Below are 25,382 nucleotides of genomic sequence, written 5' to 3'. Positions count from 1 at the left end.
GGTGAGTCCAGCCGTCCTCGATCGCGCCACCGTCGCACCCCGCGCGCGCACCGAGGACCTCGGCACCGCTCCCGGCCCGGAGATTCCCGAGCCGATCTTCGGCGCGACCGACCGTCGACGCGGCTTCATCGTCGGCGTCGTGCTGACCCTGATCGCGATCGTGACGCGCTTCTGGGACCTCACCCATCCGACCGACGACGGCACGCCCGTCTTCGACGAGAAGCATTACGTGCCGCAGGGCTGGCAGGCGCTGACCGGCGGCGGCTGGATCGAGGACAATCCCGCGTACGGCCTGGTGGTGCACCCGCCCGTCGGCAAATGGATGCTGGCGATCGGCGAGGCGATGTTCGGCTACGGGCCGATGGGCTGGCGATTCACCGCCGCCGTCTCCGGCGTCATCATCGTCCTGGCGATCTATCTGACCGTGCGCCGGATGTCGCGGTCCACGTTGATCGGGGCGCTGGCCGGCATCTTCGCCATCTGCGACGGCGTGCTGTTCGTGCAGTCCCGCATGGGCATGCTCGACATCTTCCAGGCGCTCTTCGTGGTGCTCGCCTTCGCCGCCCTCATCGCCGACCGCGACCAGATGCGCGCCCGCATGCACCGCGCCTACGTCGAGGGCCGCATGCACCTGAGCCCGCTCGGACCCCGGCTGGGCTTCCGCTGGTACCGCTTCACCGCCGGCGTGATGTTGGGTCTGGCCTGCGGCACCAAATGGTCGGGCATGTACTTCGTCGTCTTCTTCACCCTGATGTCCCTCGGGTTCGACCTGGCCGCTCGCAAGGCCTACCACGTGCGCAAGCCGTACAAGGGCGTCCTGGCGCGCGATCTGGTTCCGTCGGGGGCCTCGCTGGCGGTGCTGCCGGTGACGATGTACCTCGCCTTCTTCGCGGTGTGGTTCCGCGCGGAGACCTCGGTGTACCGCTACGTGGTCGGCACCGAGGTGGGCGTCGACGGCACCTTCTCGTGGGTGCCGGCCGCGATTCGTTCGTTCTGGTATTACGAGACCGGGATCCTCGAGTTCCACTCCGGCCTCACCAACGCCGCGGGCAATCACCACCCGTGGGAGTCCAAGCCGTGGACGTGGCCGATGGCGCTGCGTCCCATGCTCTACGCGATCTCCTACGGCCCCGATCAGTGCGGCGGCGGCGACTGCATTCGCGCCCAGATGCTCATCGGCACGCCCGCCCTGTGGTGGCTGGCCCTGCCCATGCTGGTGTGGGCGCTGTGGCGCACCATCTTCCGCCGGGACTGGCGCTACGCCGCCGTCCTCGTCGGCTACGGCGCCGCCATCCTCCCCTGGTTCTTCTCGATCGACCGCCAGATGTACTTCTTCTACGCCACCGCGATGGCGCCGTTCCTGGTGATGGGCTTGGCGCTGGTTTGCGGGGACGTCCTCTCCAGTGCGGGAAGAGATCGATTGTCGACGACGCGGCTGATCGCCGTCCTCGGGGTGGCGCTCTACGTCGGACTCGTGGTGACCAACTTCGCCTTCCACTGGCCAATCCTCACCGGCGTGCCGATCAGCAACGACCTGTGGAACATGCAGCTCTGGCTGCCCAGCTGGACCTGACCCGCAGCGTCACCGCGCCCTTGCGGACGAAAGCCCTGGTCAGCGGCCTTCTTCTGCCTTCAGAAATTCTTTGAAATAAATCTCCTCGAATGCTTGTTCTATTTGGTAGATCAGCGTAACGTGGAGTTAGCACACCAGATCGATCGGTGTGGCTGACTCGCTTGGGGAGGTGAGTAGGCATGACGAAGCTCGCCGCTTCCGCCTGGCCGAAGGCGGACTTGGCTTCCGTCGGCATGCCCTCGTCCAGTGTTTCGCTCGCAGAGCTGTCGACCGGCGATCTCGCCGAGGCCGTCCACGCGATCAAGAACGGCCACTGTTACCTCGACTGGCGGCTGTTCCAGTTCGCCCTGTCGATGTTCGACCATGCCCAAGCGGTCAGTAAGAACGTCGCGGTGACGCAGCGGTCGATCCTCGATCTGGAGGCCCAGACTGCCCTGGAGTTGCAGATGAGTCTGGACAGCACCGACCACTTCGCACGCTCGTTGCTCGACGACGCCGTGTGCGCCCGCGACCGCCTTCCGGCGGTGTTCTCCACCATGCGGCTGGGGCTGATCGACCGCGCCCGGTTCCATCGGATCGTCGCTGAGACCCAACTGGTCCGCGACGACGAGACCATGGCCCTCATCGACCAGACCCTGGCACTGCAGATCATGGGCCTGCGCGGCGGAGTGTCGTCGATGTCCATCACCAAAACCGGCCACATGGCCCGCCGACTCGTCGCCGAGTACGACCCCGACGCCGAGAAACTCGACCGCGACCGGGCCAAGGCGTCGCGCAACGTGGGTTTCCAGGCTCTGGACGGCGGGATGGCGCAGATCTCCATCACGGCCACCGCCGAAGACGTGCGCCTGGTCCGACAGCTGCTCGACGCCGTCATCGCCGGCCTCTGCCCGGAAGATCCACGGACCAAGGCGCAGGCACGCTCCGACGCGGCCATCGCGCTCCTGCAGCGCACCCCGTTCACCTGTCAGTGCGACAGCGACGGCTGCACTGCGCAGATCACTGACGTGGAACTCGATGCCCGGGCGGCGCGGATCGTCGTACACGTCCTCTGCGACGCCACCACCCTCGACGGTGGCGATCAGTGCGGCTACCTCGACGGCTACGGGCCGATCTCCGGCGACCACGTCCGGCAGATCGCCGAGCGCGACGACTCGGTGATCCACCAGCACGACCTGAACGATCTGCTCGAACCCGAAGCACAAAGCGACAATGACCTCGACGAAGCGGCCGTCCACCGAAAAGGACCCCGCCCCGACAGCCCGGACGAGTGCCGGGCCGATGACCCACGCCCCGACCCGGAAATCGACGAAAACGGCGCGGCCGCAAGCGCATCCGACGCCGGATCCGACACCCAAGCGGCCGACGGCGTCTCCCCGCCGCGCTTCCTGATCGCGAAAACCGCGCTGCCGAGCGACCCCTACCGGCCGAACCTGCTCACCGACCTCGTCGCACGCTTCCTCTGGGGCACCTGTTCCATCCCCGGCTGCGAGCGCGCGGCTTTCGCGTGCGATCTGGACCATGTCGCCGAGTTCGACAACATCTGCCCGAGCAACGGCGGACCCACGTGCATTTGCAATCTATTGCCGAAGTGTCGCTTCCATCATCTGATGAAAACCCATCTGACCGGCTTCCTCGACGACCTCTGGATCGACGACGACGGGCGGTACCACGCCAGCGTGACGACGCCGGGCGGCATCACCGTCGAGTTGCTTGCGCCCAACCAGTGGCTGTTCCCGCAACTGGCCGATCTGCGGTGTCGTCACCAGCTCGCGCAGCAGTCCGCGACGGGATCCGCGGCGAGCACCGTCGACCAGGCTCCGGAACGATCGCAGACGCGCACGGCGGCCAAGCATGCGCGGCGGCGGGCCGAGCGGAAGGCCAACTACGAACAACGCGCCGTCGGCCAGGCACGACGGCAGGCCGCCGAAGAAGCCGCGGCCTGGGACGACTACGAGGCGAAACGGGCGATCGGCGAACCGCCGTTCTGACGGTCAGGCCATCGCTGCGCCGATGGCGCCGAAGACCCAGAGCAGGAAGATGAGGAGCAGGGCCCACATGCCGCCCTGGTAGACCTGCCAGCGACCACCGCTGCGCTGGCTACGGAAGGCGCGCACCCCGAGCACGACGGCACCGAGGAAGATCACCGCCGCCGACCCCAGGATCAGCACCTTGAACCAGGCGCCGGAGGTGACGGCCGAGCCGGCCACGAACAATGCGGCGATGCCGACGGTGATCACCACGTGCAGGATCGCCTGGCGAAGCTCGACGCGCGGCATCTCCGGCTCCAGCTCGCCGCCGGGTGACTGCTGCGGCAGCTCATGCTGCGATTCGATGCTCATAACAACCAGGATACCGACGGTTTTTCGGCCGAGCCGAGGTGTGTCGAAGCAGACCGGGGCCTAAAGTCCCCACCCGCCGTGCATCCGGGTGGGCGGTACGACAGAATAGTGGTGAGGCTTGAAAATACGGATGCGCACTCCGTGCGTCCGGGCCGTAGCGAGCGAGGATGTGGGTTTCACGATGAGCGTGGTTCTTGTCGGTGTCGACGGATCGGCCGAAGCAGTCAACGCAGTGCGCTGGGCGGCGCAAGAAGCGAAGCTCGAAGGCGCCGACCTCAAAATCGTCTCGGCCTACACCACCACGACCAGCGATTACGCGCCCGGCCTGGTGATCCCGCAGGACGTGATCGACGCGATCCGCGGCGAGGTCAGCAAATACGTGCAGGACGCGGCCAAGGTCGCTGAGGAAGCCGCTCCCGGTATCACCATCCACGGCTCCATCGCCGAGGGCGACGCCGCGCACGTGATGATCGACTTCAGCGAGGACGCCGAGATGGTCGTCCTGGGCAGCCGCGGCCTCGGTGGCCTGAAGGGCCTGTTCCTGGGCTCGGTCAGCACCAGCGTCGCCGCCCACGCCAAGAGCAAGGTGGTCATCGTGCCGCCCGAGGCCATCATCGGCGACGGCCCCGTAGTGGTCGGCGTCGACGACTCCAAGGTCAGCGACCCGGCCGTGGCCGAGGCCTACCGCCAGGCCGACCTGCGCAACGCCGAACTCATCGCGGTCCACACGTGGACCCCGCTCGACGCCGACGCCCTGCACGGCTTCGGTCTGAGCGCCGACGAGATCGAGCAGATGAGCGAGCAGGCTGTCGGCGCGGTGGCCGAGCGTATGGCCGGTTACTCCACCGATCACCCGGACGTACAGGTCAAGCGTGTGGTGATCCCCGAGGAGCCGGGCAAGGCCATCCTGGAGACCGCGGGCGACACCGCGTCGCTGATCGTCATGGGCAGCCGCGGCCGCGGCGGCTTCACCGGCCTGCTCCTCGGCTCGCGCAGCCAGAAGGTGCTGCACCACGCCAAGGTGCCAGTGATGATCGTGCGTTCGCAGTCGCACTGATCGGCTCGAGTACGGCCTGATTCCGCGGCATGAAGCATCTCCCCCGCGGTCTGTGGGTTCTTCTGGCGGCCAATGTCGTCATCGCGCTCGGCTACGGACTGATCGCGCCGGCACTGCCGATCTTCGCCAGCACCTTCGGGGTGTCGGTGACGGCAGTGTCGGCGGTGATCTCCGCATTCGCCGTGATGCGCTTGGCCTTCGCTCCGGCGACCGGCCGCCTGGTCACGGTGCTCGGTGAGCGCCGCATCTATCTGACCGGCCTGATCATCGTCGCCGCCAGCACCCTGGCGTGCGCGTTCGCCGCGTCGTACTGGCAACTTCTGGTCTTCCGCGCCGCGGGCGGCATCGGTTCCACGATGTTCACCGTCTCGGCGATGGCCCTGTTGATCCGGCTCGCCCCGCCGCAGATCCGCGGCCGCGCCTCCGGCTACTTCTCCGCCGGCTTCCTGATCGGTAACCTCACCGGCCCGCTGATCGGTGCCGCACTGATCGGCGGCGGCCTCAAACTCCCCTTCGTGGTCTACGCGATCGCCCTGGTGATCGCGGCGCTCGGGGTGGCGTTCTTCATGCCCGCGGTCCCCGCCCACGCGGTCGACGGCGCGGGCGGTGCGCCCAAGACCGTCGAGACGGTGACCTTCGCGACGGCCTGCCGGGACAGCGCCTACCGCGCCGTCCTCGCCTCCAACTTCGCGCAGGGCTGGGCGTCGATGGGCGTCCGCATCGCCCTGGTGCCGCTGTTCATCACCCAGGGCCTCGGCGAATCCGACGCCTGGGCCGGCGTGATCCTGGCCTTCTACGCCGGCGGCAACATGATCGCCATCCTGGTGGCCGGCCGACTCTCCGACACCTACGGTCGTCGCCCGATTCTGCTGCCCGGATTGGCGATCGCCGCGGCGTCGACCCTCACGCTCGGCTACTCCCCCAACCTCGCGGTGGCCGTCGCCCTGACCACCATCGCCGGCATCGGCTCGGGTCTGTTCGCCCCCACCCATCAGGCCGCTCTCGGCGACGTCCTCGGCACCTCGCAACGCGGCGGCTCGGCGCTGGCCGCCTACGGTATGGCCTCCGACCTCGGCGCCGTGATCGGTCCGCTCGCCGCCGGTGCCGTCGCCACCGCTTTCGGCTACGGCCCGGCCTTCCTGCTCACCGGCCTCGTGGTGGTCGTCGCCTTCGTGCTGTGGCTGCCCGCGCGCGAGACCAATCCGTCCGGGCACGTCACCGCCCCGGACGACGCGGTACCCGTCGAGACGCTCGATTAGCTCTGCAGGCTCAGTTCCTGCGCATCGAGTTTGGCCAGTTCGTCGGTGAGGGCGCCGGAGCTGTAGGTGCCACGGTCACGGAAGGCCAGCAACATACGACGCTGCTCGTCGATCACGTGCCGTCGTACGCGGCGCAGCTCACGCGAGGTCTGCAGGCGCCGATCCAGTGCGTCGATCTCCGAGTCGTCCTCGTCGACGTCGGGATTCTCCAGTTCGCGGATCGCTCGTGCCTGCTCGGCGAGTGTCGGGTCGGTGCCGATCACCGCCGGATCGGCGAGCGTCCGCTGCGCCACGTCGAGCATCTCCCCGCGCAACCGCTTGCGTTCCGCCCGGATGTCGGCGCTCTGGTCCGGCAGCTTGAGCATGCTCAGCACCGGGCCCATCAGTCCGCCCTGCAGGGTCAGCGACAGCGCGGCGACGAAGAAGGCCACCAGCACCAGCAAGGATCGGTACGGCGTATCGATCGGCAGGGTCTGCGCTGCCGCGAGCGTGACCGCACCGCGCAGGCCACCCCACACCACCACGAGACCTTCGCGCGAGCCCATCGCCTCGGCCCGGTAGTAGTCGATGTCCGCCAGGCGCCGATCCAGGTGCAGGCGCAGCCGCTGCCCCACGGCGTCGCCGTCGATCTGATCGGTGGGCAGCTCTTCCCGCAGCGCTGAGAGCGCGGGCTCGCTGGCGATGACGCGTCGGGCTCGACGGCCGAGCCACCACACCAGCGGCGCCACGAACGCCCAGCGGATCAGCAGGGACAGCACCAGCGCCACCGCCGCGGGCCAGAGCGCATGCAGCCAGGTGTCGTGCGACTCGCGCACCTCCACCAGCAGGGTGTTGAGCTCGAGCCCCATCAGGAGGAAGACGCCGCCCTCCAGGATCACCTCGACCATCCGCCAGTTCTGCACATCGGACTGCCGGTGCGCGGCCGACAGGTGCCGCACCGCCGTCCGGCCGGTCACCAGACCCGCGGCCACCGCGGCGACCAGGCCCGACGACCCGATCAGTTCGGCGGGCACGTACGCCACGTACGGGATGGTGAAGGAGATCGCGGTAGCGACGGCAGGCACCGGAATGCGCGCCCGCAGTCGGCTGAACAACCAACCCATCGCTGCACCCACCGCGACCGCGCCGATCAGGGACCACAGGAAGTTCACCGCGACGCCGGCGAAGGAGATGCTCGCGCCGGTGGCGGCGATCGCCGCGCGCAGCACCACCAGGGAGCTGGCGTCGTTGAACAGGCTCTCCCCGGACAGCACCGTCACGATCCGGTTGGGCGCGCCCATCCGTTTGATCGTGCCGGTGGCCACCGCATCCGTCGGGCTGAGGATGGCGCCGAGCGCCACACCGAGCGGGTAGTCCACATTGGGCAGGATCGCGTCGAAGAAGAGACCGAGGAGCAACGCGGAGACGATCACCAGGACGATCGACAGCGCGCCGATGGCGGGAAAGTCCCGCTTGAAGTCCATCACCGGCATGGCGCGCGCCGCCGCATAGAGCAGCGGCGGCAGCAGCCCCACCAGGATCAGTTCCGGGTCGACCCGGATCTCCGGCACCCGGGGCAGGAAGCTGACCCCGACGCCGACGGCGACCAGCAGCAGCGGCGCTGCGACTCGCAGGCGCGGAGCGAGCGTATTCGCAGCGGCTATGGCCAGCACACACAGGACCGCGACGGCGGCGATCTCGACGGCATCCACGGCACTCATTGTGGCGCACACCGCATCTGTCGTCGCAATCAGCCGGAAGCCACACACGCCACCGCCCGCTACCGTGACATTGAACGTTGACAAGATCAGTGGGCGATGTCAACGTTAGCTGTGAACACGTTCTCATTCCGCGCGCCCTGCGCGGATCAGGAAAGGGAATGACGATGACCAGCACACAGCCGCGGCCGATCGCCTACGAGCCGCCTGCCGCCAAGACCGGTACCGACATCGACTACGACCAGGTCGTCGAGGACCTCTCGGCCGCCTCGGTCCATCGGAACTTCGACCCGTACATCCACATCGCCTGGGACGCCCCGGAGATGGCCATCGTGCCGAACGATCCGCGCTGGATCCTGGACCCCGAGGTGGATCCGGTCGGCAAGCACCCTTGGTACAAGGCGCTGCCGGAAGAGAAGCAGATCCAGATCGGCATGTGGCGGCAGGCCAACGTCGCCAAGGTGGGCCTGCAGTTCGAGTCGATCCTGATTCGCGGTCTGCTGCAGTACGCGTCGAAGCTGAAGAACGGCGACAAGCGCTTCCGCTACGTGACCCACGAGTCTAAGGAAGAGTGCCAGCACACGCTGATGTTCCAGGAGATGGTGAACCGGGTGGGCATGGACGTGCCCGGCATGCCACGCGGCATGCGCCTCGCCGACCCGATCATCCCGCTGTTCTCCACCTTCTGGCCGACGGTCTTCTTCTTCGGCGTACTCGCCGGCGAAGAGCCGATCGATCACCTGCAGAAGGACTTCCTGCGCGCCGGCGCCAACGTGCACCCGGTGATGGCCGCCGTGATGGAGCTGCACGTGGCCGAGGAGGCCCGCCACATCTCGTTCGCGCACCACCACCTGCGCACCACCATTCCCTCGCGGAGCGCGCCGACGCGCTTCGTGCTGTCGATGGCCATGCCCGTCGTGATGCGCGTGCTCTGCGGCGCCATCGCCCGCCCGCCGGTGCAGTTCCGTCGCGAGTTCGACGTGCCCGACCAGGTCTTCAAGGAGATGTTCTGGAAGTCGGAAGATTCGCGGAACTTCCTGAGCGACGTCTTCGGCGATGTCCGGATGCTGGCCGAGCAGTGCGGGCTGATGAACCCCGTCTCGCGCCGCATCTGGAAGGCGCTGGGCATCGACGGCCGTTCCTCTCGCTACCGCAGCGAGCCGTCGTACAACGCGCGCTGATATGCCGCACGTCATCACGCAGCCGTGCTGCGGCGACGCCTCCTGCGTCTACGCCTGCCCGGTGAACTGCATCCATCCCACGCCGGACGAGCCCGATTTCGCGACCGCGGAAATGCTCTACATCGACCCGGGCACCTGCGTCGACTGCGGCGCCTGCGTCACCGCCTGCCCGGTGGGCGCGATCGCCCCGATCCATCGGATCCCCGAGGGTCAGGAACGCTTCACCGCCGTGAACGCCGAGCATTACGGCGATCAGCCGCCGAGCGTGGCGCGTTTCCCGGTCGATGCTCTGTGGCGCAAGCCGCTGGCGCCGATCGGCAAGCCGAAGGCGTTCGACGGCCTGCCCGATCCGATGGAGATCGCCATCGTGGGCTCGGGTCCGTCGGCCATGTACGCGGCCGACGAACTGCTCAAGCACTCCCAGGTCCGGGTCACTATGTTCGAGCGCCTGTCCGAGCCGTTCGGTCTGGCCCGTTTCGGCGTCGCCCCCGACCACAAGGCCACGCGCAGTGTGGCCGATCTGTTCAACACGATCGCCGCGCACCCGCGCCTGCAGATCTTGCTGAACACGCACATCGGCACCGACCTCACACTGGAGCAGTTGCGCGCCGACTACGACGCCGTGCTGTGGGCCGGTGGCGCCCCGACCGACCGCCGCCTGGAGATCCCCGGCGTCGATCTGCCGGGCGTGCAGAGCGCCACCTCGGTGGTGGGTTGGTACAACGGGCACCCGGATTTCCGGGAGGCCGCTCCGGCGCTGACCGGCGACCGTGCCGTGGTCATCGGCAATGGCAACGTCGCCCTCGACGTGGCTCGGATCCTGACCGCCGACCCGAATCGGTTGGCGGACACCGACATCGCGCTCGAGGCCCTCGCCGCCCTGCGCGGATCCACCGTGCGCGAAGTGCTGGTGGTGGGGCGTCGCGGTCCCGAGCACGGTGCGTTCACGCTGCCCGAACTCATCGGACTGGCCGACGGCCCGGCCCGCGTGTGGGTCGACCCGGCCGACCTGACGGACGTCGACGTCGCTGCCCTCGACAGCCGCGAGGACGCGGAGAAGGTGGCGCTGCTGCGCGAGCTCGCCGCCCGCCCACAGCCCGCCGCACCGTTCATCCGCCTGGCCTTCGGCCTCACGCCGCAGGAAGTGCGCGGCGCGGAGCGGGCGACCGGTGTGCGGTTCGTCCGCACCGGCACCGACGAGACGGTGGACGTGGACGCGTCGCTGGTGTTCACCGCGATCGGCTATCGGGGTCGCCCGATCCCCGACCTGCCGTTCGACGATGCCAACGGCACCGTCGCCAACGTGGCCGGCCGCGTCACCGTCGATCAGGAACCGGTACCGGGCCTGTACGTGACCGGCTGGATCAAGCGTGGTCCCACCGGTTTCATCGGCACCAACAAGACGGACTCACGCGAGACGGTGGACCATCTGCTCGCCGACGCCGACGCCGGGCTGCTGCCGCGTCGTCGCACGGCGGTGGGCGCCTGACCCGCCGCTGACACCGAACCCGAACGCCCGAGCTGTGCACAGCTCGGGCGTTCGTCGTCGTCGCTGTGGACAGCGCCGCGCCGCTCCCGCCGGTACGCGCGTCAATGGAAGGGACCACTTCCATCAGCGACGACGGGATCCCCGATGACCAGTCTCACCCCGGATGAGTTGCGCGCGCTGGCCGCGCAGTGGCGTCGACTCGGCCAGACCGTCAGTGCGCTGGCCTTCGCGGGCGGCCTCGCGCCGGCGCCGGACTGCGCGAGTGCCACCGGCCTGCTCGCGTGCACGCGTGCCGCCGACGCGGCCGCAGACCGGTACGGTGCCGCCGTGGACGGTTTGGGCGCGGCCGTCCACCAGTTCGCGAACCTGACCGAGTCCGCCGACGCCGAGGCCGCCGCGAAGATTCTCGCGGCGAGCACGCCGTGACCGGCATCGCCGCCGTCCGCGGCTGGCCGCTGGATCAGCTCGGCGCGGTGGTGTTGGCGCTGGAGGCCGGGGCCGACGAACTGCTCGGCGCCGCGGGCGCGGTGCAGAACTCGGTGGCCGGCGCCGTCGACTGGACCGGCGCGACCCACGACGCGGTGACCCGACGTGTCACCACACAGTCCGCCACCACCCGCCGGACGGCGCACACCGTGGAGGCGGCGGCCGCCGCCGGACGGCAGGCATGGGAGGAGATGGTGCCCGCGCGCACCCTGCTGCTGCAGTTGGTCGACACCGCGCGCGGCGCCGGGTTCACGGTGGCCGACGACGGCGGCGTGACGCACCCGTCGTCGTCACGCACCGCCGACGCCGGGTATCTCGCCACCCGCATCCGGTCGTTGCTGAGCACCCTGCGCGATCTGGACGGCACGTTCGGGCTCCGCCTCACTCAGTTGGCCGGCCTCCTCGCCCGCGACGGGGAGTCCATCCCCCACCCGCTCGGCGGCTGGGCATCGCCGCGCCAGGTGATCGCCACCCTGCAGGCCCTGCCGCAGGACGCGCGCCGCGACTTCTGGGACACGTTGTCGCCCAACGAGAGACAAGTGCTGATCGACGCCGATCCGCAGGTGATCGGCAACCTCGACGGCGTCGCCTTCACCGACCGGATCACCGCCAACCGGATCAGCATCCGACGCGCCTTGGCCTACGAGACCGCCATGCTGAACACGCTGTTGGCCGATCCCGGCCGGGTGGCCGATCTCAAGGAACTCCTCGCCCCGGCGCCGGGCCCCGACGGTCGGCTCGGGCCCCGGCAGTTCATCGCTTTCGACAACAGCGGCAACGGCCGGTACATCGAGCAGATCGGCGCACTGACGCCCCAGTCGCCGGGCGTCGGGGTGTTCGTGCCCGGCACGGGCGCCAATCTCGGCAACAGCGAAGCCCAGCGGCGTCGTGCCCTCGATCTGGCGCGCAGTTCCGGTGCCCCGGTCTTCGTCTTCGCCGACGGTGACCTGCCCCAGAAGGTCGCCCCGAAGCTCACGCTCGATCCCCGCGACGCCCTGACCGACTCGGCCGCCGATCCCGGTCCCGCGCGCCGGCTCGCCCAGAAGTTGGTGACGTTCGGTCGGGACCTCGATCACGAGGTCGCCGCCGCGACACCGGGCACCCCGGTCACCTACCTGGGTCACTCGTACGGCGGTTCGGTGGTCGGAACCGCCGAGCAGTACGGGTTGCGCGCCGACAACGTCGTCTATGCGTCGTCGGCCGGAACCGGCGTCGGCGACGGCCCCTGGCGCAACGCCAATCCCGACGTGCACCGCTATTCGATGACACCGCCGGGCGATCCGATCCACTACGCGCAGAAACTCGGCGGCATGGTGCACGGCGGCGACCCGGACACCGCACCCGGCGTGCACCGCATGGATTCCGGGTTCTACTCGACCGACGGCGCCCGTCACGGCCGCCTGGTGTTCGGCACCGACGCCCACGCGGCCTACCTCGACGACCCCGGTTCCACCGCTTTCGGCAACCTGGCGGCGGTGCTGGCCGGGCGCGAGCCCACGCCCTACCTCGGTCGTGCGCCGGACATGCCCGCGGCGGCCGCCGTCGAGCAGACTCTGCACGGCCCGCTGCCCGGACTCATCGGCTTCACGCTGAAGTTGTCACTGAAGTCGCTTCTACACCTGCCCTGACCAGCAGCGCAGCACGGACTGTCGGACAGTTCGGACATACTGGAGTGGTTGTCCGAGGATCTGTGTGGGAGTTCGATGTCGAAGGTGTTGCGCCGGTGCGCTGCGGGAGTCGCGGCGGCCGCGGCGACGGTGGTGTTGGCGGGGTGTGAGCCGCTCGATTCGGCGCAGGCCGACGATGTCATGAGCTCGACGTCGACCGCGGTCGAGGCGCCGCGCTTCACCGAGCCGGAGACCACTGCCCCGAGCCTCCCGGAGACCACTCCCGACAGCCGTCCGCTGGACGAGCGGTCCACCGCCGCGCTGACCGCGCTCGCCGACCTGCCGGTGAAGGGACGCGCACCCAAGACCGGCTACTCGCGCGACCTGTTCGGCCAGCGGTGGAGCGACGACGTCGACGTCGAGTACGGCCACAACGGCTGCGACACCCGCAACGACATCCTGCGGCGCGACCTGACCCAGATCGCGACCAAGGCCGGCACCCGCGACTGCGTCGTGCTGTCGGGCACGCTGAACGACCCGTACACCGGCAAGACCATCGAGTTCGTCCGCGGATCGGACAGCTCCAGCGCGGTGCAGATCGATCATGTCGTCGCGCTGTCGGACGCCTGGCAGAAGGGCGCCCAGCAGCTGTCCTCGGACGAGCGGGCGAACTTCGCCAACGATCCGCGGAATCTGCTGGCCGTCGACGGCCCCACCAATCAGCGCAAGAGCGACGGCGACGCCGCGACGTGGCTGCCGCCCAACAAGAGCTACCGCTGCACCTACGTGGCCCGGCAGATCGAGGTGAAGGCCGCCTACCGACTGTGGGTGACCCAGGCCGAGAAGAACGCGATGACCCGTCTGCTCACCGACTGCGGCGGCGATGCGCCGGAGGCCACCGAGGAACCGGCCACGTCCGAGCGCACCACTGATCGCACCGCGGCCCAGCCGCGGCCGCAGCCGCTGGTCGAAACTCCCGATTCCGGCGGCTCCGCCTACTACGCCAACTGCTCGGCGGCCCGTGCCGCGGGTGCGGCACCGCTGCATGCCGGCGACCCCGGCTATTCGCGCAAGCTCGACCGCGACGGCGACGGCGTCGCCTGCGAGTAGGTCAGTCGCCCGGCTCCGGTGCCATCTCGGCGGCCGCCCGTCGTCGATGCGACACCGCCTCGACGGATTTGAGCACCGCCGACAGCACCGGCGCGCCCAGCACCATGCCGAGCAACCCCGCGACGGTGCCGCCGATGATCGTCGCCAGCAGCACCGAGATCGGGTGCAGCCGCAGCGATGAGCCGAGCGCCCACGAGCTGACGGCGCTCTGAATGGTGCCGTTGGAGATCAGGAAGGTGATGGCCATGATCAGCGCCGCCGTGGTGCCGCCGGAGCCGAACGCGATCAGAATCACGAAGCCGCCGGCGATCCAGGCCCCGAGGAACGGCACGAACGACAGCACGAAGTAGAGGATGAAGATCGGGATCGCCAGGGGCACGCCGAGCAGGACCAGCGGCACCATGAAGATCGGCGCCGTCAGCAGCGCGGTGATGGCGGTGCCGCGGAAGTAGCCGCGGATCGACGCGCGGGAGATCTCGGTGACCTCGGTGACCGTGTCCCGGTCCAGGCGGGTCGACGCCGCCAGCCAGTCGCCGAATCGTCGGCCGTCGCGCAAGACGAAGAACAGGAAGAAGAGCGCGAAGAAGGCACCCATGATCGCTGAGATCGCACCGTAGACGGTCGACGACACCGCGCCCAGGACGCCCTGTCCCACCGCGGGCGCGAGGTCCTCGACGGTGGCGCGGACACCGTCGATCAACGCGTCGTCCACGTCGAGCGACTCGAGCCACTTAGCCATGCTGTCCCAGCCGAGTTGCAGCTGCCGCTGGATCTCCGGCCACTGGTCGACGAAACCGCGGATCACGATCACGATGACGCCCACGAGCACGGCCAATGCCGTCAGCAGCGTGATCACCGGCGCCAAAGCGGCTGGAACCCGGTGGCGCACAAGGAAGTCGACCATCGGCTCCAAGACCACGCCGACGATCACCGCGATCACCAAGGGCACCAGGATACCGCTGACCGCCCCGATCGCGAGTGCGACTACCACGACCAACGCGACCATCCCGAGGACCGACCACGCGAAGACCCCGAGGCGGCGCACGCGTCTCAGGTCGATCAACTGCCGTTGCTTGCTCATACTTCCCTCACGCGCTGGCCCCGAACCGGCCGCCGAGGGTCGTCTCAGTATGCCGGACCTCAAGAAGGCCTTCAGACTTGACGTCGACTTCCGCCAGTGAACGGCGCATGTCGTGCGTAAACAGTGCGTGACCGCGGCCTATCCGCCCCGCGCACCCACCCTTCGTCGACATGGGATCAGCGCTGGTCGGCGGGCCCGAGAGCGACAATCGTGACTCGTGCCACAATCGGCGCGAAGTGTGATTTAGGGTAGCCTAACTTCCACGAAAGGGGTTGGCGTGTAACGCTTTTGGCACATCGATCGATGTGAACCGAACCCCGAAAGGACACGCAATGTTCCCCGCTCTGACCCAGTTCTTCAACGACTTCACCGTCTTCGGCGGCGACCTGCTGCACATCGCCATCACCTTCGGTTTCGGCGCCTGATCTAGCGCCACAAACCTGTCGGAGGACACTCACGCCGCCCGCCCCATTCGGGGCCGGCGGCGTGAGTGTTTGTAGAGCGCCGGACAGCACTGCCGTCTGGTGCAGTCACCAGGCGACTGCGCCAGACGGCAGAGTGCCGCCAATGATGCAGGAACCGCCCTCCCCGGAATCCAGGAAGGGCGGTTTTCGGTGGAGCTAGGGAGAATCGAACTCCCGACCTACTCGATGCGAACGAGTCGCGCTACCAACTGCGCCATAGCCCCGTGCTCGTCCTCGGGAAGCCCCTCGGATGAACCGTGCACCAGTTTAACCGGCTGCGCGCGGTAGGTGAAAATCGGGGTCCGCGCGGGGACAGGTAGCGTCGACGGCATGGCCTTGAACGACGCGCAGATCGTCACGATTCTCGACCGCACCGTCGCTGTCGCCGACCCGATTCTGGATGTGCTGGCGCACAGCGATCCGTTCGACCTCAAGCGGCGGACGCACGCGCGCTTGTTGGACCGGCTACCGCTGTCCCCCGGCAACGCCGCGGTCGCCGCACTGCAGGCAGCCGACTGGCCGGGCACCGCCGGCTGGGACGCGCTGAGCATGAACCAGCGGGCCGACTGGTGGGTGGATCGGATCGGCGCGGTCAACACCGTCGCCGTCGCCTTCCCCAGCATGTTCGGTGCGTGGACACGAAAGGTTCCGATCGGCGCCTTCCTCGGCGCCGCGAGCCAGGCCCTGATGGTGCTGGCGGTGGGACGCGAATACGGCGTCGTCGATCGCGCGGAGCAGATCGCCATGCTGGGGTCGGTGCTGTTCGGGCGCGAGGTGTCCGCGGCGTGCGCGAAACCCGCTGTGCGACAAGAATTCCCCGAGGGCGGGTCGGCGCTCGCCAAGGCCGTGCTGAAGGGCCTGTGGGACATCGCCTGGGGGCTGCGCAGCCTCGACAAGGCGCTCGGCGCACGACCGCAGGCGCCGCGCCTGATCAGCTCACTGATGTGGCTGCCAATTGTCGGCGGCCCGGCCGCCTACCTCGGCGAGCGCGTGGCGCTGTGCCGGGCGGTCGGCGCCAGCCGACAGTGGATCGTCGATCACCGCGCGGCGATCGACGTGTGAATCAGTCGTCGTCTTCGGCGTCGGCCGCAGCGTTGCGCTCGGCCGCGATCTCCAGTGCGCGACGCGCGTCGTCCTCGGTGGCGTACGGGCCCATGCGGGTGAGGGCGTGGGTCGCCTTCCCCTGGCTCACTTCACCGGTGGAGACGTCGTAGTACCAATCGCCAGTCAATCCGCTCATGTCCCCCACCTTAGACGGCGTGACGGTAGTCGTCGGCGATCTGCGCGTCGTTCGCGTAGGCGAAGTCGTAGGTCGGCAGGTGATCGAACGACGGGTCCTCGTCGTCGAGCTCCAGGACCACCATGCCGCCGGGACGACGGCGCACCGGCGAGGCCGGCATCTCCGGACGGACCGCCAGGTCCCGCTCCTGCTCGCGGCGCAGTCGCTCGTCTTCCGCGGCGTGGCGACGCAGACGCGCGGCACGCTGCGCGCGGTACTGCTGCTCGGCCACCGCCGTACGACGCAGGAAGTAGAGGTACAGGCCGGACAGGACCACCATCACGCCGGTCGCGAGGTAGCCGTAGGGCTGCCAGAAGAAGCAGCTGGCAATGGCCAGCACGGTTGCCGCGACCAGTCCGGCCACGATCCGCTGCCGCTCGCGGTACCGGCGGGCATCGCGCTCGGCGATCGCGTCCGGCGTGTACGCGCGTCCACGCAGCTCCCGGGGCTTGGCCTCCGGGCGCGCGGGAACGTCTTCGTCGTCGAGGCCCTCGTCCGTGGCCTCGTCGTCATACTCGTCGTCGAGGTCGTCCTCGTACTCGTCGTCCAGATCGTCGTCGAGCTCGTCGGCAAGGTCCTCGTCGAGCTCGTCGTCAAGGTCCTCGTCGAGCTCGTCTTCGAGGTCTTCGTCGAGTTCGTCCTCGAGACCCTCCTCGACGTCGTCGTCCAGGTCCTCGTCCAGCTCCGCCTCGGCCGGCTCCTCGACGGTCTCGGCGTCCACGATGTCGTCCTCGGCGACCTCCACGGCGTCGAGCACATCGGTCACCTCGGCGGCGAGCTCGACATCGTCGACGTCGGCCGTCTTCACAGCCGGCTTCTCCACTGCAGTTTCGTCGATCGCGGAATCGTCCATGGGGGTCTCCTCGAGAACCGGTCGCTGGAGGGCGGGCGAGGTACGGGCGGGTTTACGCACATAGGAGGGGTCGCTCGGGTGCCGTCCGGCGGAACGACGACCGGCCGTGGCGCGTTGACCACCGCGGTGCAGCAGGCGCGTATTGGCCGCCGCCTCGGTGGTCTTGCGCACCTCGGGCTGACCGCGCAACACCATCGGCAGCAGGATGAACAGCCAGGCCACGATGAGGAAGATCCACAACACCGACGAATTCACCGAACGACCTCCGCTTCTGCTCCGATTTGCCGACACTCGACCACATTTCAACCTAGGTCCGCGCACCGCCGCGATCGCTCAGGCGCGCCGCAGGCCCCAGCGAATTCTCATGAGCTACGGTGAGAACGTGACCGAGAACGCAGTCGAGTGCCGCGGCGTGACCGTCAAGCGGGGCAAACACGTGGCGATCGACGACGTCGACGCGGTGGTGCCGCGCGCGTCCATCACCGGCCTCCTCGGGCCGTCCGGTTGCGGCAAGACGACACTGATGCGCGCCGTCATCGGCTCCCAGCGCAACGTGCAGGGCACGGTCACCGTCTTCGGTCTGCCCGCAGGCTCGGCGGCGCTCCGCTCCCGCCTCGGCTATGTCACCCAGGCCGCGTCGGTCTACACCGACCTCTCGGTGCGCGAGAACATCGTCTACTTCGCGCGCCTGCAGAACTCGACGGCCAACGTCGACGAGGCGCTCGCCGCCGTCGATCTGGTCGACGTCGCCGGCCAGCGCGCCAAGAACCTCTCCGGCGGCCAGCTGCGCCGCGTCTCCATCGCCAGCGCTCTCGTGAGCCGCCCGGACCTGCTGATCCTCGACGAGCCGACGGTGGGCCTGGATCCGGTACTGCGCGCCGACCTGTGGCAGCGCTTCCGCGCGCTCGCCGACGCCGGAACCACTCTGCTCGTGTCCAGCCACGTGATGGACGAGGCCGACCACTGCGACGGCCTGATCCTGCTGCGCGACGGCAAGCTGGTGGCCACCACCACCGCCGCCGAGATGCGCAACAGCACCGGCGAGCAGAGCCTGGACGAGGCCTTTCTGAAGATCATCACCGACACGGGGGCGGCGGCGTGAACCACCTGCGCACCACGACGGCCACCTTCGTCCGCGTGCTCCAGCAGTTGCGCGCCGACCCGCGCACCATCGCGCTGCTGTTGGCGATCCCACTGGTGATGCTGGTGCTGCTCTACTACATGTTCGCGGCCATGCCCGAGGTGCCCGGCCAGCCCACCCACTTCGACCGGGTCGCCACCGCCATGCTCGGCATCATCCCGTTCATCGCGATGTTCCTAGTGACCTCCATCGCCATGCTCCGCGAGCGCAGCTCCGGAACGCTGGAGCGGGTGCTGGCGACGCCGATGAGCAAGGGCTCGCTCATGGGCGGCTACACGCTCGCCTTCGCGCTGTTCGCCGCGGTCCAGGCCGCCCTCACATGCTGGCTGGCGTTCGGCGGCTTCGGCCTCACCATCGCCGGTTCGGCGGGCGGGGTGATCGGCGTGTGCATTCTGATCGGCGTGCTCGGCGTCGCGCTGGGCCTGCTGTGCAGCGCCTTCGCGCAGACCGAGTTCCAAGCCGTGCAGTTCATGCCCGCGATCGTGTTCCCGCAGCTGTTCGTGTGCGGCCTGTTCGTCCCCCGCGACCAGATGCCCGACTGGATGCAGTACCTGTCCGACGTGATGCCGCTGACCTACGCCGTCCAGGCGCTGCAGGAGATCCGCGACCATGCCGCACCGACCGGTCTGTTGTGGCGCGACATCGGCATCCTCGCCGCCTTCACCGTCGCCGCGCTGGCGCTGGGCGCGGTGACGTTGCGTCGTCGCACCCCGTGAGCGCCCTGCCGATCAGGGCAGATTGAGCTGCCAGGAGACGCCGAACCGGTCCGCGACCCAGGCGAACGCCGTGGAGAAGCCGTAGTCGTCGAGCGGCATGAACGTGGCGCCGTCGGCGCCGAGCACCTCGACCAGACGCTCCAGTTCGGTGCGGTCGTCGCAGTCGACGAACATCGACGTCGACGGCGTGAAGTCGAAGTCGTGGTCGATCGCGCTGTCACTCACCAGGATTCGCTGACCCTTCAGGTCCAGCTCGGCGAGCTGAATCCCGCTCGCCGGCGGCGCGTGCGGGGTCGACGCCACGACGGTGCCGTCGAACGTCGTCACGTACAGGTCGATCGCGGCCGCGGCCACGCCGCCCTGGAACATCAGGAACGGGCGCATCATCGTCATGCGTCGACCCTAGTCGCCCGTCCGGCGCGCACCAGTGTGTCGACGGCACTGTCGACCACTTCTTCGACCGTGATCGCGAACAGCAGGTGATCGCGCCAGCGGTTGTTGACGTCCATGTACCGCTTGAGCAGGCCTTCCTCGCGGAAGCCGACCTTGCGCAGCACCGCCTGGGAGCCGCCGTTGGTCGGCTGCACCGTGGCGTCGAGCCGATGCAGCCCGACCGGACCGAAGCAGTGGTCCACCCCGAGCGCGACCGCGGCCGAGGCCACCCCCTGCCCGCTGAAGTCGTCGTCGACCCAGTAGCCGATCCACGCGCTGCGCACGGCGCCGCGCTGGATGTTGCCGACGGTCAACTGTCCGGCGTACCGGCCGTCCACCTCGATCACGAAGGGCAGCACGTTCCCGCGCTTGGCTTCGGACTTGAGGACCGAATGCAACGGCGGCCACGCCGACGGCTCATGCCGCCGATTCCACGGCCCCACCCCGGTGGGTTCCCACGGCAGCAGGCTGTTCTGATTCTTGATCCGCAGCCGACTCCACTCTTTGCTGTCGCGCATGCGGATCGGGCGCACCGTGACGACCCCGGCCTTCACACGCAGCGGCCCCAGGGTCGCCGGCCATCCCGGGTTGCTCGGCGAATCGACCAGCCATCTCAGCATGGGGCGATCCTAATCGTCGCCGCGCAGCCGCCGATCACCCGCGTTGAGCCAAGAACATGACCTCGACGCGATCGCCGGTCTCCAACTCCTCGACGTCCTCGTCGACGACGATCAAACAGTTCGCGTCGGCCAGCTCGGCGAGCAGATGTGAAGTGCCCGTCGGCGATTCACCGATCACCTGCACCAGGTACTCACCCGACCGCTCGTCGCGCATCAGTTGGCCGCGCAGATAGCCGGTCCGGCCGGCCACCGAGGCGATCGGACCGATGGTACGAGCGCTAACCGTCCGCCGACGCGGATGACGCTTGCCGAGGGCGATCCGGATCAACGGCCGGACCATCACCTCGAAGGTCACCAGCGCACTGACCGGGTTGGCGGGCAGCCAGAAGGTGGGGATCTCATCGCGCCCGAGCAGTCCGAAACCCTGCACCGAACCCGGATGCATGGCGATCCGACCGATCTCCATGTCGCCCAGATCCGCCAGCGCCTCGACCACCTCCTGCGAGGCCTGTCCGCCCACCGAGCCGCACAGCACGACGATCTCCGAACGGATCAACTGCGCCTCGACCACTTCGCGCAGCCGGTCCTTGTCGCGGACGGCCACACCCACGCGGTGCACGTCGGCGCCGGCGTCGCGCGCAGCGGCCGCCAGCGCGTAGCTGTTCACGTCGTACACCTGGCCCGGGCCGGGATCGCGGTCGATGTCGACCAGTTCGTCGCCCACCGTGATGATCGCGACGCGCGGCCGCGGATGGACCAGCACCCGGGAGCGGCCGACGGCGGCCAGCAGCCCCACTTGGGCCGGGCCGATCACCGCACCTTCCCGGACGGCGACGTCGCCGGGCACCACGTCGTCGCCGATGCGCCGCACGTACTCGCCGCTCTCCACACCGTGCCCGATCATCACGCGCTGCATGCCTCCGTCGGTCCACCGCAGCGGCACCACGGCGTCGGCGAGCGTGGGCATCGGCGCTCCGGTCGAGACCCGGACGGCCTGCCCGGGCTGCAGCCGCGTCGGGGTGCGCGACCCCGCGGCCACCTCACCGACCACCGGCAGGGTCACCACCAGATCGTCGCTGTCGTCGGGGCGGCTCACGTCGAGGCCGCCGGCCTCGAGATCGGCCATCTCCGCGGGCGCGGACGTTCCCGCCAGGGCCACGTCCACCGCGCGCACCGCGTAGCCGTCGACGGCCACCTGGTCGAAGCCGGGCAACGGCTCGGTGGTCATCACTTCTTCGGCGCACAGCAGACCCTGCGCCTCGGAGATGGCCACCTGGACCGGTCGCGGGGCCACCACCGAAGCGGCCACCAGGCTCAACTGGTCCTGCACCGAGCGCATGTCATCTCCTCACCGCCGGCGAAAACCGGCGTCCGCAGCGGGCTCCGAATCGAGGTTAACCATCGTGCGCCGCCTGGTCCTGCAGGCGCGCGGGCTCGCCGCGCTACTGGTCGAGACGCTCGCGCAGCCAGGCCCGCAGTTCCGGCCCGTAGTCGTCGCGGTCCAGGGCGAAATCGACGGCGGCCTTGAGGTAGCCGCCGGGGTTGCCCAGATCGTGCCGGGTCCCGTGATGCACCACGACGTGCACCGGCTCCCCCTTCTCGATGAGGAGCGCGATCGCGTCGGTCAGCTGCAGTTCGCCGCCGGCGCCGGGGGTGATCTCGCGCAGCGCATCGAAGATCTTCCGATCCAGGATGTATCGGCCGGCCGCGGCCAGGTTCGACGGCGCCTCGTCCGCCGCAGGCTTCTCCACCATGCCCTTGACCCGCTTGACGTGCGGGGTGGCGGGGTCGGCGTCCTCGACGTCGAAAACGCCGTAGGCGCTGATCTTCTCGTCGTCCACCTCGATCGCGCACAGCACACTGCCCCCGTACTCGGCCCGAGTCCGGGCCATCGCACTGAGCACGCCGCCGGGCAGGACCAGGTCGTCGGGCAGCAGGACCGCGATGGCGTCCTCGTCGTCGCCGAGCGCGGTTTCCACGCAGCCCACCGCGTGCCCCAGCCCCAACGGCTGGTCCTGGATCACCGAGGCCACTTCGAGCAACGACGGCGCATTGCGCACCTTGGCGAGCATCGACTCCTTGCCGCGGGCGGCCAGGGTGTGCTCCAGCACCAGGTCTTGCACGAAGTGCGCGACGACGCCGTCCTTGCCGGGCGAGGTGATGATCAGCAGCCGTTCGGCGCCGGCCGATTTGGCTTCCTCGGCGACCAACTCGATGCCCGGGGTGTCCACGACGGGCAACAGTTCCTTCGGCACCGTCTTGGTGGCAGGCAGGAAACGGGTGCCCAAACCGGCGGCGGGCACCACTGCGGTGCGCGGGATCTTCGACTGCGACATGTCGATCAGCTTACTGGCCGCCCTCTGGCAGGATCGGACGCGAGTGAAGGGACTCCCCGAGATGACGACGTCGGACAAGAACGCGCTGCGGACCGAACTGTTGGCAGCCCGCGATGCGATGAGCCCGTTCGTGCTGTCGCAGGCCATCGGCGATCTCGCCGAGTGGATGTACAACCTGCCGATCGAGGTGGCCGCCGGAGACACCGTCGCCGCGTACGTGCCCACGCGCCGTGAGCCGGGCGGAACCGCCATGCTCGACGCCCTGGTGGACCGCGGGCTGCGCGTGCTGCTGCCGATCGTCCCGGAGGGCGACCCGCAGCGTCTGCAGTGGGGCGTCTACCGCGACGAGCAGACCCTCACCGAGGGACGCTGGAATCTCCTTGAGCCGCAAGGACTTCGGTTGGATCCGGACACGCTGGTGGAGGCCAAGCTGATTCTGGTGCCCGCGGTCGCGGTGGACCGGCGCGGCGTCCGACTGGGCCGCGGTGCCGGCTACTACGACCGCACGCTGGTGGGCATGCCGGGCCAGATCGTGGTGGTGGTGCACGACACCGAGGTGGTCGACGGCGAACTGCCCGAGGACCGGTACGACGTGCGCGGGCAGTGGATCCTCACGCCGTCCGGCGGCTTCCGCCCCGTCGGCTGACCCCGCGTTAGGACGCAGTGGTGCTGCTGCTGCTGCTCGACGACGAGGACGACGTGCTCGACGACGAACTGCTGCTGCTCGAACTACTCGACGGGACCGAACCCTTGCGCGAGTCGGTGCGGTAGAAGCCGCTGCCCTTGAACACCACGCCGACGGAGTTGAAGAGCTTGCGCAGCTTGCCGTCGCACTGCGGGCAGGTGGTCAGCGCATCGTCGGAGAAGGCCTGCTGAATGTCGAACTTGTTGTCGCAGTCAGTGCACGCATAGCTGTAAGTGGGCACGAAAACCTCCGGGGGATCAAAGACTGTCGTCCAGTGTAACCGCTGCTGGCACTCCCCCATTCCGAGTGCCAAGCCGAGGGCAATCCGCACATCGTCGAACGTGGTGTGTCACACTCGCACCCTGGCCGGGGCACCGGTCGACGAGCCGAACCCACTTTCGGAGACCGGAATGACCGAAACGCTGTCGACCCTGAACAGTTACATCTGGAGCAACGCACTGGTCTACCTGTGCCTCGCGGCCGGGATCTTCTTTTCGGTCCGGACCAGATTCGCGCAGATCCGCCTGTTCAAGGACATGCTGCGGCTGATCTGGCGCGGTAGTTCCTCCGAACACGGCATCTCGTCGTTCCAGGCGCTGGCGGTGTCGTTGGCCGGCCGCGTCGGCGCGGGCAACATCGTGGGTGTGGCCACGGCGATCGCGTTCGGCGGGCCGGGCGCACTGTTCTGGATGTGGGGTATGGCCTTCCTCGGGGCCTCGACGTCGTTCGTCGAGTGCACGCTGGGCCAGATCTACAAGACGCGCGACGCGGTGACCGGCGAATACCGCGGCGGCCCGGCCTTCTACTTCCGTCAGGCACTGGCCCACACGCGCGGCCGCGGCTTCTTCAAGGTCTACGCGTGGATCTTCGCCCTCGTCACGCTGATCGCGTGCGGCATCCTGATGCCCAACATCCAGGCCAACTCCATCTCCGATTCGATGCACAACGCCTGGGGCGTGGAGAAGTGGGTGGTGGGCACCATCACCGCCGCGCTGCTCGGCTTCGTCATCATCGGCGGCGTCAAGCGCATCGCCGCCTTCGCGTCGATCGTGGTCCCGGCCATGGCGACGGTATACATCGCGCTGGCCCTCATCGTGGTGCTGATCAACGCCGGCGACGTTCCCGAAGTGATCCGCCTGGTCTTCTCCAGCGCGTTCGGCGCCGACGCCGCCTTCGGCGCGATCATCGGCTCGGCCATCATGTGGGGCGTCAAGCGCGGCATCTACTCCAACGAGGCCGGTCAGGGCACCGGGCCGCACGCCGCCGCGGCCGCCGAGGTGAGCCACCCTGCCAAGCAGGGCCTGGTGCAGTCCTTCGCCGTCTACATCGACACGCTGTTCGTCTGCTCGGCCACCGGCTTCCTGATCCTGGCGACCGGCGCCTACCGGGTGTTCAACGACGAGGCCGAGGCCGGCGGCGTGATGGCCGAGGGCGGCGGCCTGCCGATCCATGTGCCCGGCCAGGAAGAAGTGGGATCGGGCTACGTGCAGCACGGTTTCGACACCATCTGGGCCGGGGCCGGGGCGTCGTTCGTCGCGATCTCGCTGGCCTTCTTCTGCTTCACCACGATCGTCGCCTACTACTACATGGCCGAGGTGAATCTGCGCTTCATGCTGGGCGAGAAGGCCAATCTGTACATCCGCCCGCTGCGCAGCACGGTCGGCGAGAATCTGCAGATCCTGCTGCAGGCCGTGATCCTGGCCTCGGTGGTCTACGGCGCGATCGCCACCGCGAAGGACGCCTGGACGCTCGGCGACATCGGCGTGGGCACCATGGCGTGGCTGAATCTGCTCGGCATCTTCGTGATCCAGGGTCCGGCACTGAAGGCCCTGCGCGACTACGAACGGCAGCGCAAGGCCGGAGTGGATCCGATCTTCCGCCCGCAAGAGCTCGGTATCCAGGGCGCCACCTTCTGGGAGACGTACACCGGACCTCCGTCGCGCGAACAGAAGGTTCCGCTCGGCTGAGCCCCGC

Annotated in this window: 24 protein-coding genes and 1 tRNA gene; 14 read left to right on the top strand and 11 right to left on the bottom strand. The window is 68.8% G+C overall.

The annotated features are described in order from the left end of the window. Position 1 precedes the first annotated feature (1 nt). Both ABD989_RS01805 and ABD989_RS01800 read left to right on the top strand, forming a co-directional pair. Positions 2–1,573 carry a dolichyl-phosphate-mannose--protein mannosyltransferase gene (locus tag ABD989_RS01805; RefSeq protein WP_345312201.1) on the top strand — a complete coding sequence of 524 codons (1,572 nt, stop codon included), beginning with the start codon at positions 2–4 and terminating at the stop codon, positions 1,571–1,573. 179 nt (positions 1,574–1,752) lie between these two features. Beyond that, positions 1,753–3,564, top strand: coding sequence for an HNH endonuclease signature motif containing protein (locus tag ABD989_RS01800; RefSeq protein ID WP_345312200.1), 1,812 nt, complete (start codon positions 1,753–1,755; stop codon positions 3,562–3,564). 3 nt (positions 3,565–3,567) lie between these two features. Here ABD989_RS01800 and ABD989_RS01795 read toward each other — a convergent pair whose 3' ends face one another. Then, positions 3,568–3,915, bottom strand: a complete 348-nt coding sequence (locus tag ABD989_RS01795; RefSeq protein WP_345312199.1) for a hypothetical protein — start codon at positions 3,913–3,915, stop codon at positions 3,568–3,570. Between the two features lie 181 nt (positions 3,916–4,096). On the opposite strand from ABD989_RS01795, the gene ABD989_RS01790 reads away from it, so the two are divergent. Together ABD989_RS01790 and ABD989_RS01785 are read left to right on the top strand one after the other, a co-directional pair. After that, positions 4,097–4,972: a universal stress protein gene (locus ABD989_RS01790; RefSeq protein WP_345312198.1), complete on the top strand. Its 876-nt coding sequence runs from the start codon at positions 4,097–4,099 to the stop codon at positions 4,970–4,972. 29 nt (positions 4,973–5,001) lie between these two features. Next, positions 5,002–6,231, top strand: coding sequence for an MFS transporter (locus tag ABD989_RS01785; protein ID WP_345312197.1), 1,230 nt, complete (start codon positions 5,002–5,004; stop codon positions 6,229–6,231). Here the strand turns inward: ABD989_RS01785 and ABD989_RS01780 are convergent. Continuing rightward, positions 6,228–7,931 carry a cation:proton antiporter gene (locus ABD989_RS01780; protein WP_345312196.1) on the bottom strand — a complete coding sequence of 568 codons (1,704 nt, stop codon included), beginning with the start codon at positions 7,929–7,931 and terminating at the stop codon, positions 6,228–6,230. The two genes, ABD989_RS01785 and ABD989_RS01780, sit on opposite strands and share 4 nt — an antisense overlap. Before the next feature lie 164 nt (positions 7,932–8,095). On the opposite strand from ABD989_RS01780, the gene ABD989_RS01775 reads away from it, so the two are divergent. From ABD989_RS01775 to ABD989_RS01755, 5 genes are all read left to right on the top strand, one after another. Beyond that, a complete protein-coding gene (locus tag ABD989_RS01775) occupies positions 8,096–9,109 on the top strand; it encodes an AurF N-oxygenase family protein (protein ID WP_246994301.1) in 1,014 nt (337 codons plus the stop codon). 1 nt (position 9,110) lies between these two features. After that, positions 9,111–10,598: an FAD-dependent oxidoreductase gene (locus tag ABD989_RS01770; RefSeq protein ID WP_345312195.1), complete on the top strand. Its 1,488-nt coding sequence runs from the start codon at positions 9,111–9,113 to the stop codon at positions 10,596–10,598. 144 nt (positions 10,599–10,742) lie between these two features. Next, positions 10,743–11,024 carry a hypothetical protein gene (locus ABD989_RS01765; RefSeq protein WP_345312194.1) on the top strand — a complete coding sequence of 94 codons (282 nt, stop codon included), beginning with the start codon at positions 10,743–10,745 and terminating at the stop codon, positions 11,022–11,024. Then, positions 11,021–12,712, top strand: coding sequence for an alpha/beta hydrolase (locus tag ABD989_RS01760; protein WP_345312193.1), 1,692 nt, complete (start codon positions 11,021–11,023; stop codon positions 12,710–12,712). The genes ABD989_RS01765 and ABD989_RS01760 overlap by 4 nt, the downstream gene beginning before the upstream one ends. Before the next feature lie 75 nt (positions 12,713–12,787). Then, a complete protein-coding gene (locus ABD989_RS01755) occupies positions 12,788–13,801 on the top strand; it encodes a GmrSD restriction endonuclease domain-containing protein (RefSeq protein ID WP_246994293.1) in 1,014 nt (337 codons plus the stop codon). 1 nt (position 13,802) lies between these two features. On the opposite strand, the gene ABD989_RS01750 is transcribed toward ABD989_RS01755, so the two are convergent. Beyond that, the gene (locus ABD989_RS01750; protein WP_246994291.1) at positions 13,803–14,882 is read right to left on the bottom strand and encodes an AI-2E family transporter; all 1,080 of its coding nucleotides are present in this window, start codon (positions 14,880–14,882) and stop codon (positions 13,803–13,805) included. A 615-nt stretch (positions 14,883–15,497) separates the two neighbouring features. Further along, positions 15,498–15,570, bottom strand: a tRNA-Ala gene (locus tag ABD989_RS01745). A 106-nt stretch (positions 15,571–15,676) separates the two neighbouring features. Here ABD989_RS01745 and ABD989_RS01740 point away from each other — a divergent pair. Further along, positions 15,677–16,408: a hypothetical protein gene (locus ABD989_RS01740; RefSeq protein WP_345312192.1), complete on the top strand. Its 732-nt coding sequence runs from the start codon at positions 15,677–15,679 to the stop codon at positions 16,406–16,408. A 1-nt stretch (position 16,409) separates the two neighbouring features. Here the strand turns inward: ABD989_RS01740 and ABD989_RS01735 are convergent, their stop codons facing one another. Then, on the bottom strand, positions 16,410–16,586 hold the full coding sequence (locus tag ABD989_RS01735) for a hypothetical protein (RefSeq protein WP_246994287.1): 177 nt from the start codon (positions 16,584–16,586) through the stop codon (positions 16,410–16,412). A gap of 10 nt (positions 16,587–16,596) precedes the next feature. Further along, positions 16,597–17,733, bottom strand: coding sequence for a divisome protein SepX/GlpR (sepX, locus tag ABD989_RS01730; protein ID WP_345312191.1), 1,137 nt, complete (start codon positions 17,731–17,733; stop codon positions 16,597–16,599). Positions 17,734–17,860: 127 nt separating this feature from the next. Between sepX and ABD989_RS01725 the strand changes: the two genes are divergently transcribed. Continuing rightward, positions 17,861–18,580: an ABC transporter ATP-binding protein gene (locus ABD989_RS01725; RefSeq protein WP_345312190.1), complete on the top strand. Its 720-nt coding sequence runs from the start codon at positions 17,861–17,863 to the stop codon at positions 18,578–18,580. Beyond that, a complete protein-coding gene (locus ABD989_RS01720; RefSeq protein ID WP_345312189.1) occupies positions 18,577–19,335 on the top strand; it encodes an ABC transporter permease in 759 nt (252 codons plus the stop codon). Before ABD989_RS01725 ends, ABD989_RS01720 begins: the two co-directional genes overlap by 4 nt. 12 nt (positions 19,336–19,347) lie before the next feature. Here the strand turns inward: ABD989_RS01720 and ABD989_RS01715 are convergent, their stop codons facing one another. The 4 genes from ABD989_RS01715 to ABD989_RS01700 form a co-directional block, all read right to left on the bottom strand. Further along, positions 19,348–19,728, bottom strand: a complete 381-nt coding sequence (locus ABD989_RS01715; RefSeq protein WP_345312188.1) for a VOC family protein — start codon at positions 19,726–19,728, stop codon at positions 19,348–19,350. Then, entirely contained in the window at positions 19,725–20,387 is a 663-nt protein-coding gene (locus ABD989_RS01710; RefSeq protein WP_345312187.1) for a GNAT family N-acetyltransferase, read from the bottom strand. Before ABD989_RS01710 ends, ABD989_RS01715 begins: the two co-directional genes overlap by 4 nt. Positions 20,388–20,421: 34 nt before the next feature. Continuing rightward, complete coding sequence (glp, locus tag ABD989_RS01705; protein ID WP_345312186.1) at positions 20,422–21,726, bottom strand: molybdotransferase-like divisome protein Glp; 1,305 nt, start codon at positions 21,724–21,726, stop codon at positions 20,422–20,424. Positions 21,727–21,829: 103 nt separating this feature from the next. Next, positions 21,830–22,723, bottom strand: a complete 894-nt coding sequence (locus ABD989_RS01700) for a UTP--glucose-1-phosphate uridylyltransferase (RefSeq protein ID WP_345312185.1) — start codon at positions 22,721–22,723, stop codon at positions 21,830–21,832. 61 nt (positions 22,724–22,784) lie between these two features. On the opposite strand from ABD989_RS01700, the gene ABD989_RS01695 reads away from it, so the two are divergent. Further along, complete coding sequence (locus tag ABD989_RS01695; protein ID WP_425556459.1) at positions 22,785–23,369, top strand: 5-formyltetrahydrofolate cyclo-ligase; 585 nt, start codon at positions 22,785–22,787, stop codon at positions 23,367–23,369. 7 nt (positions 23,370–23,376) lie between these two features. On the opposite strand, the gene ABD989_RS01690 is transcribed toward ABD989_RS01695, so the two are convergent. Continuing rightward, entirely contained in the window at positions 23,377–23,649 is a 273-nt protein-coding gene (locus ABD989_RS01690) for an FmdB family zinc ribbon protein (protein ID WP_345312183.1), read from the bottom strand. Between the two features lie 169 nt (positions 23,650–23,818). Here ABD989_RS01690 and ABD989_RS01685 point away from each other — a divergent pair, with 169 nt between their 5' ends. After that, a complete protein-coding gene (locus tag ABD989_RS01685) occupies positions 23,819–25,375 on the top strand; it encodes an alanine/glycine:cation symporter family protein (protein ID WP_345312182.1) in 1,557 nt (518 codons plus the stop codon). Positions 25,376–25,382: the final 7 nt, after the last annotated feature.

Source organism: Gordonia alkaliphila (assembly GCF_039542465.1).
Lineage (GTDB): Bacteria > Actinomycetota > Actinomycetes > Mycobacteriales > Mycobacteriaceae > Gordonia > Gordonia alkaliphila.
The sequence above is the reverse complement of the archived record's forward strand: the minus strand, read 5'-3'. Positions and strand labels throughout refer to the sequence as shown.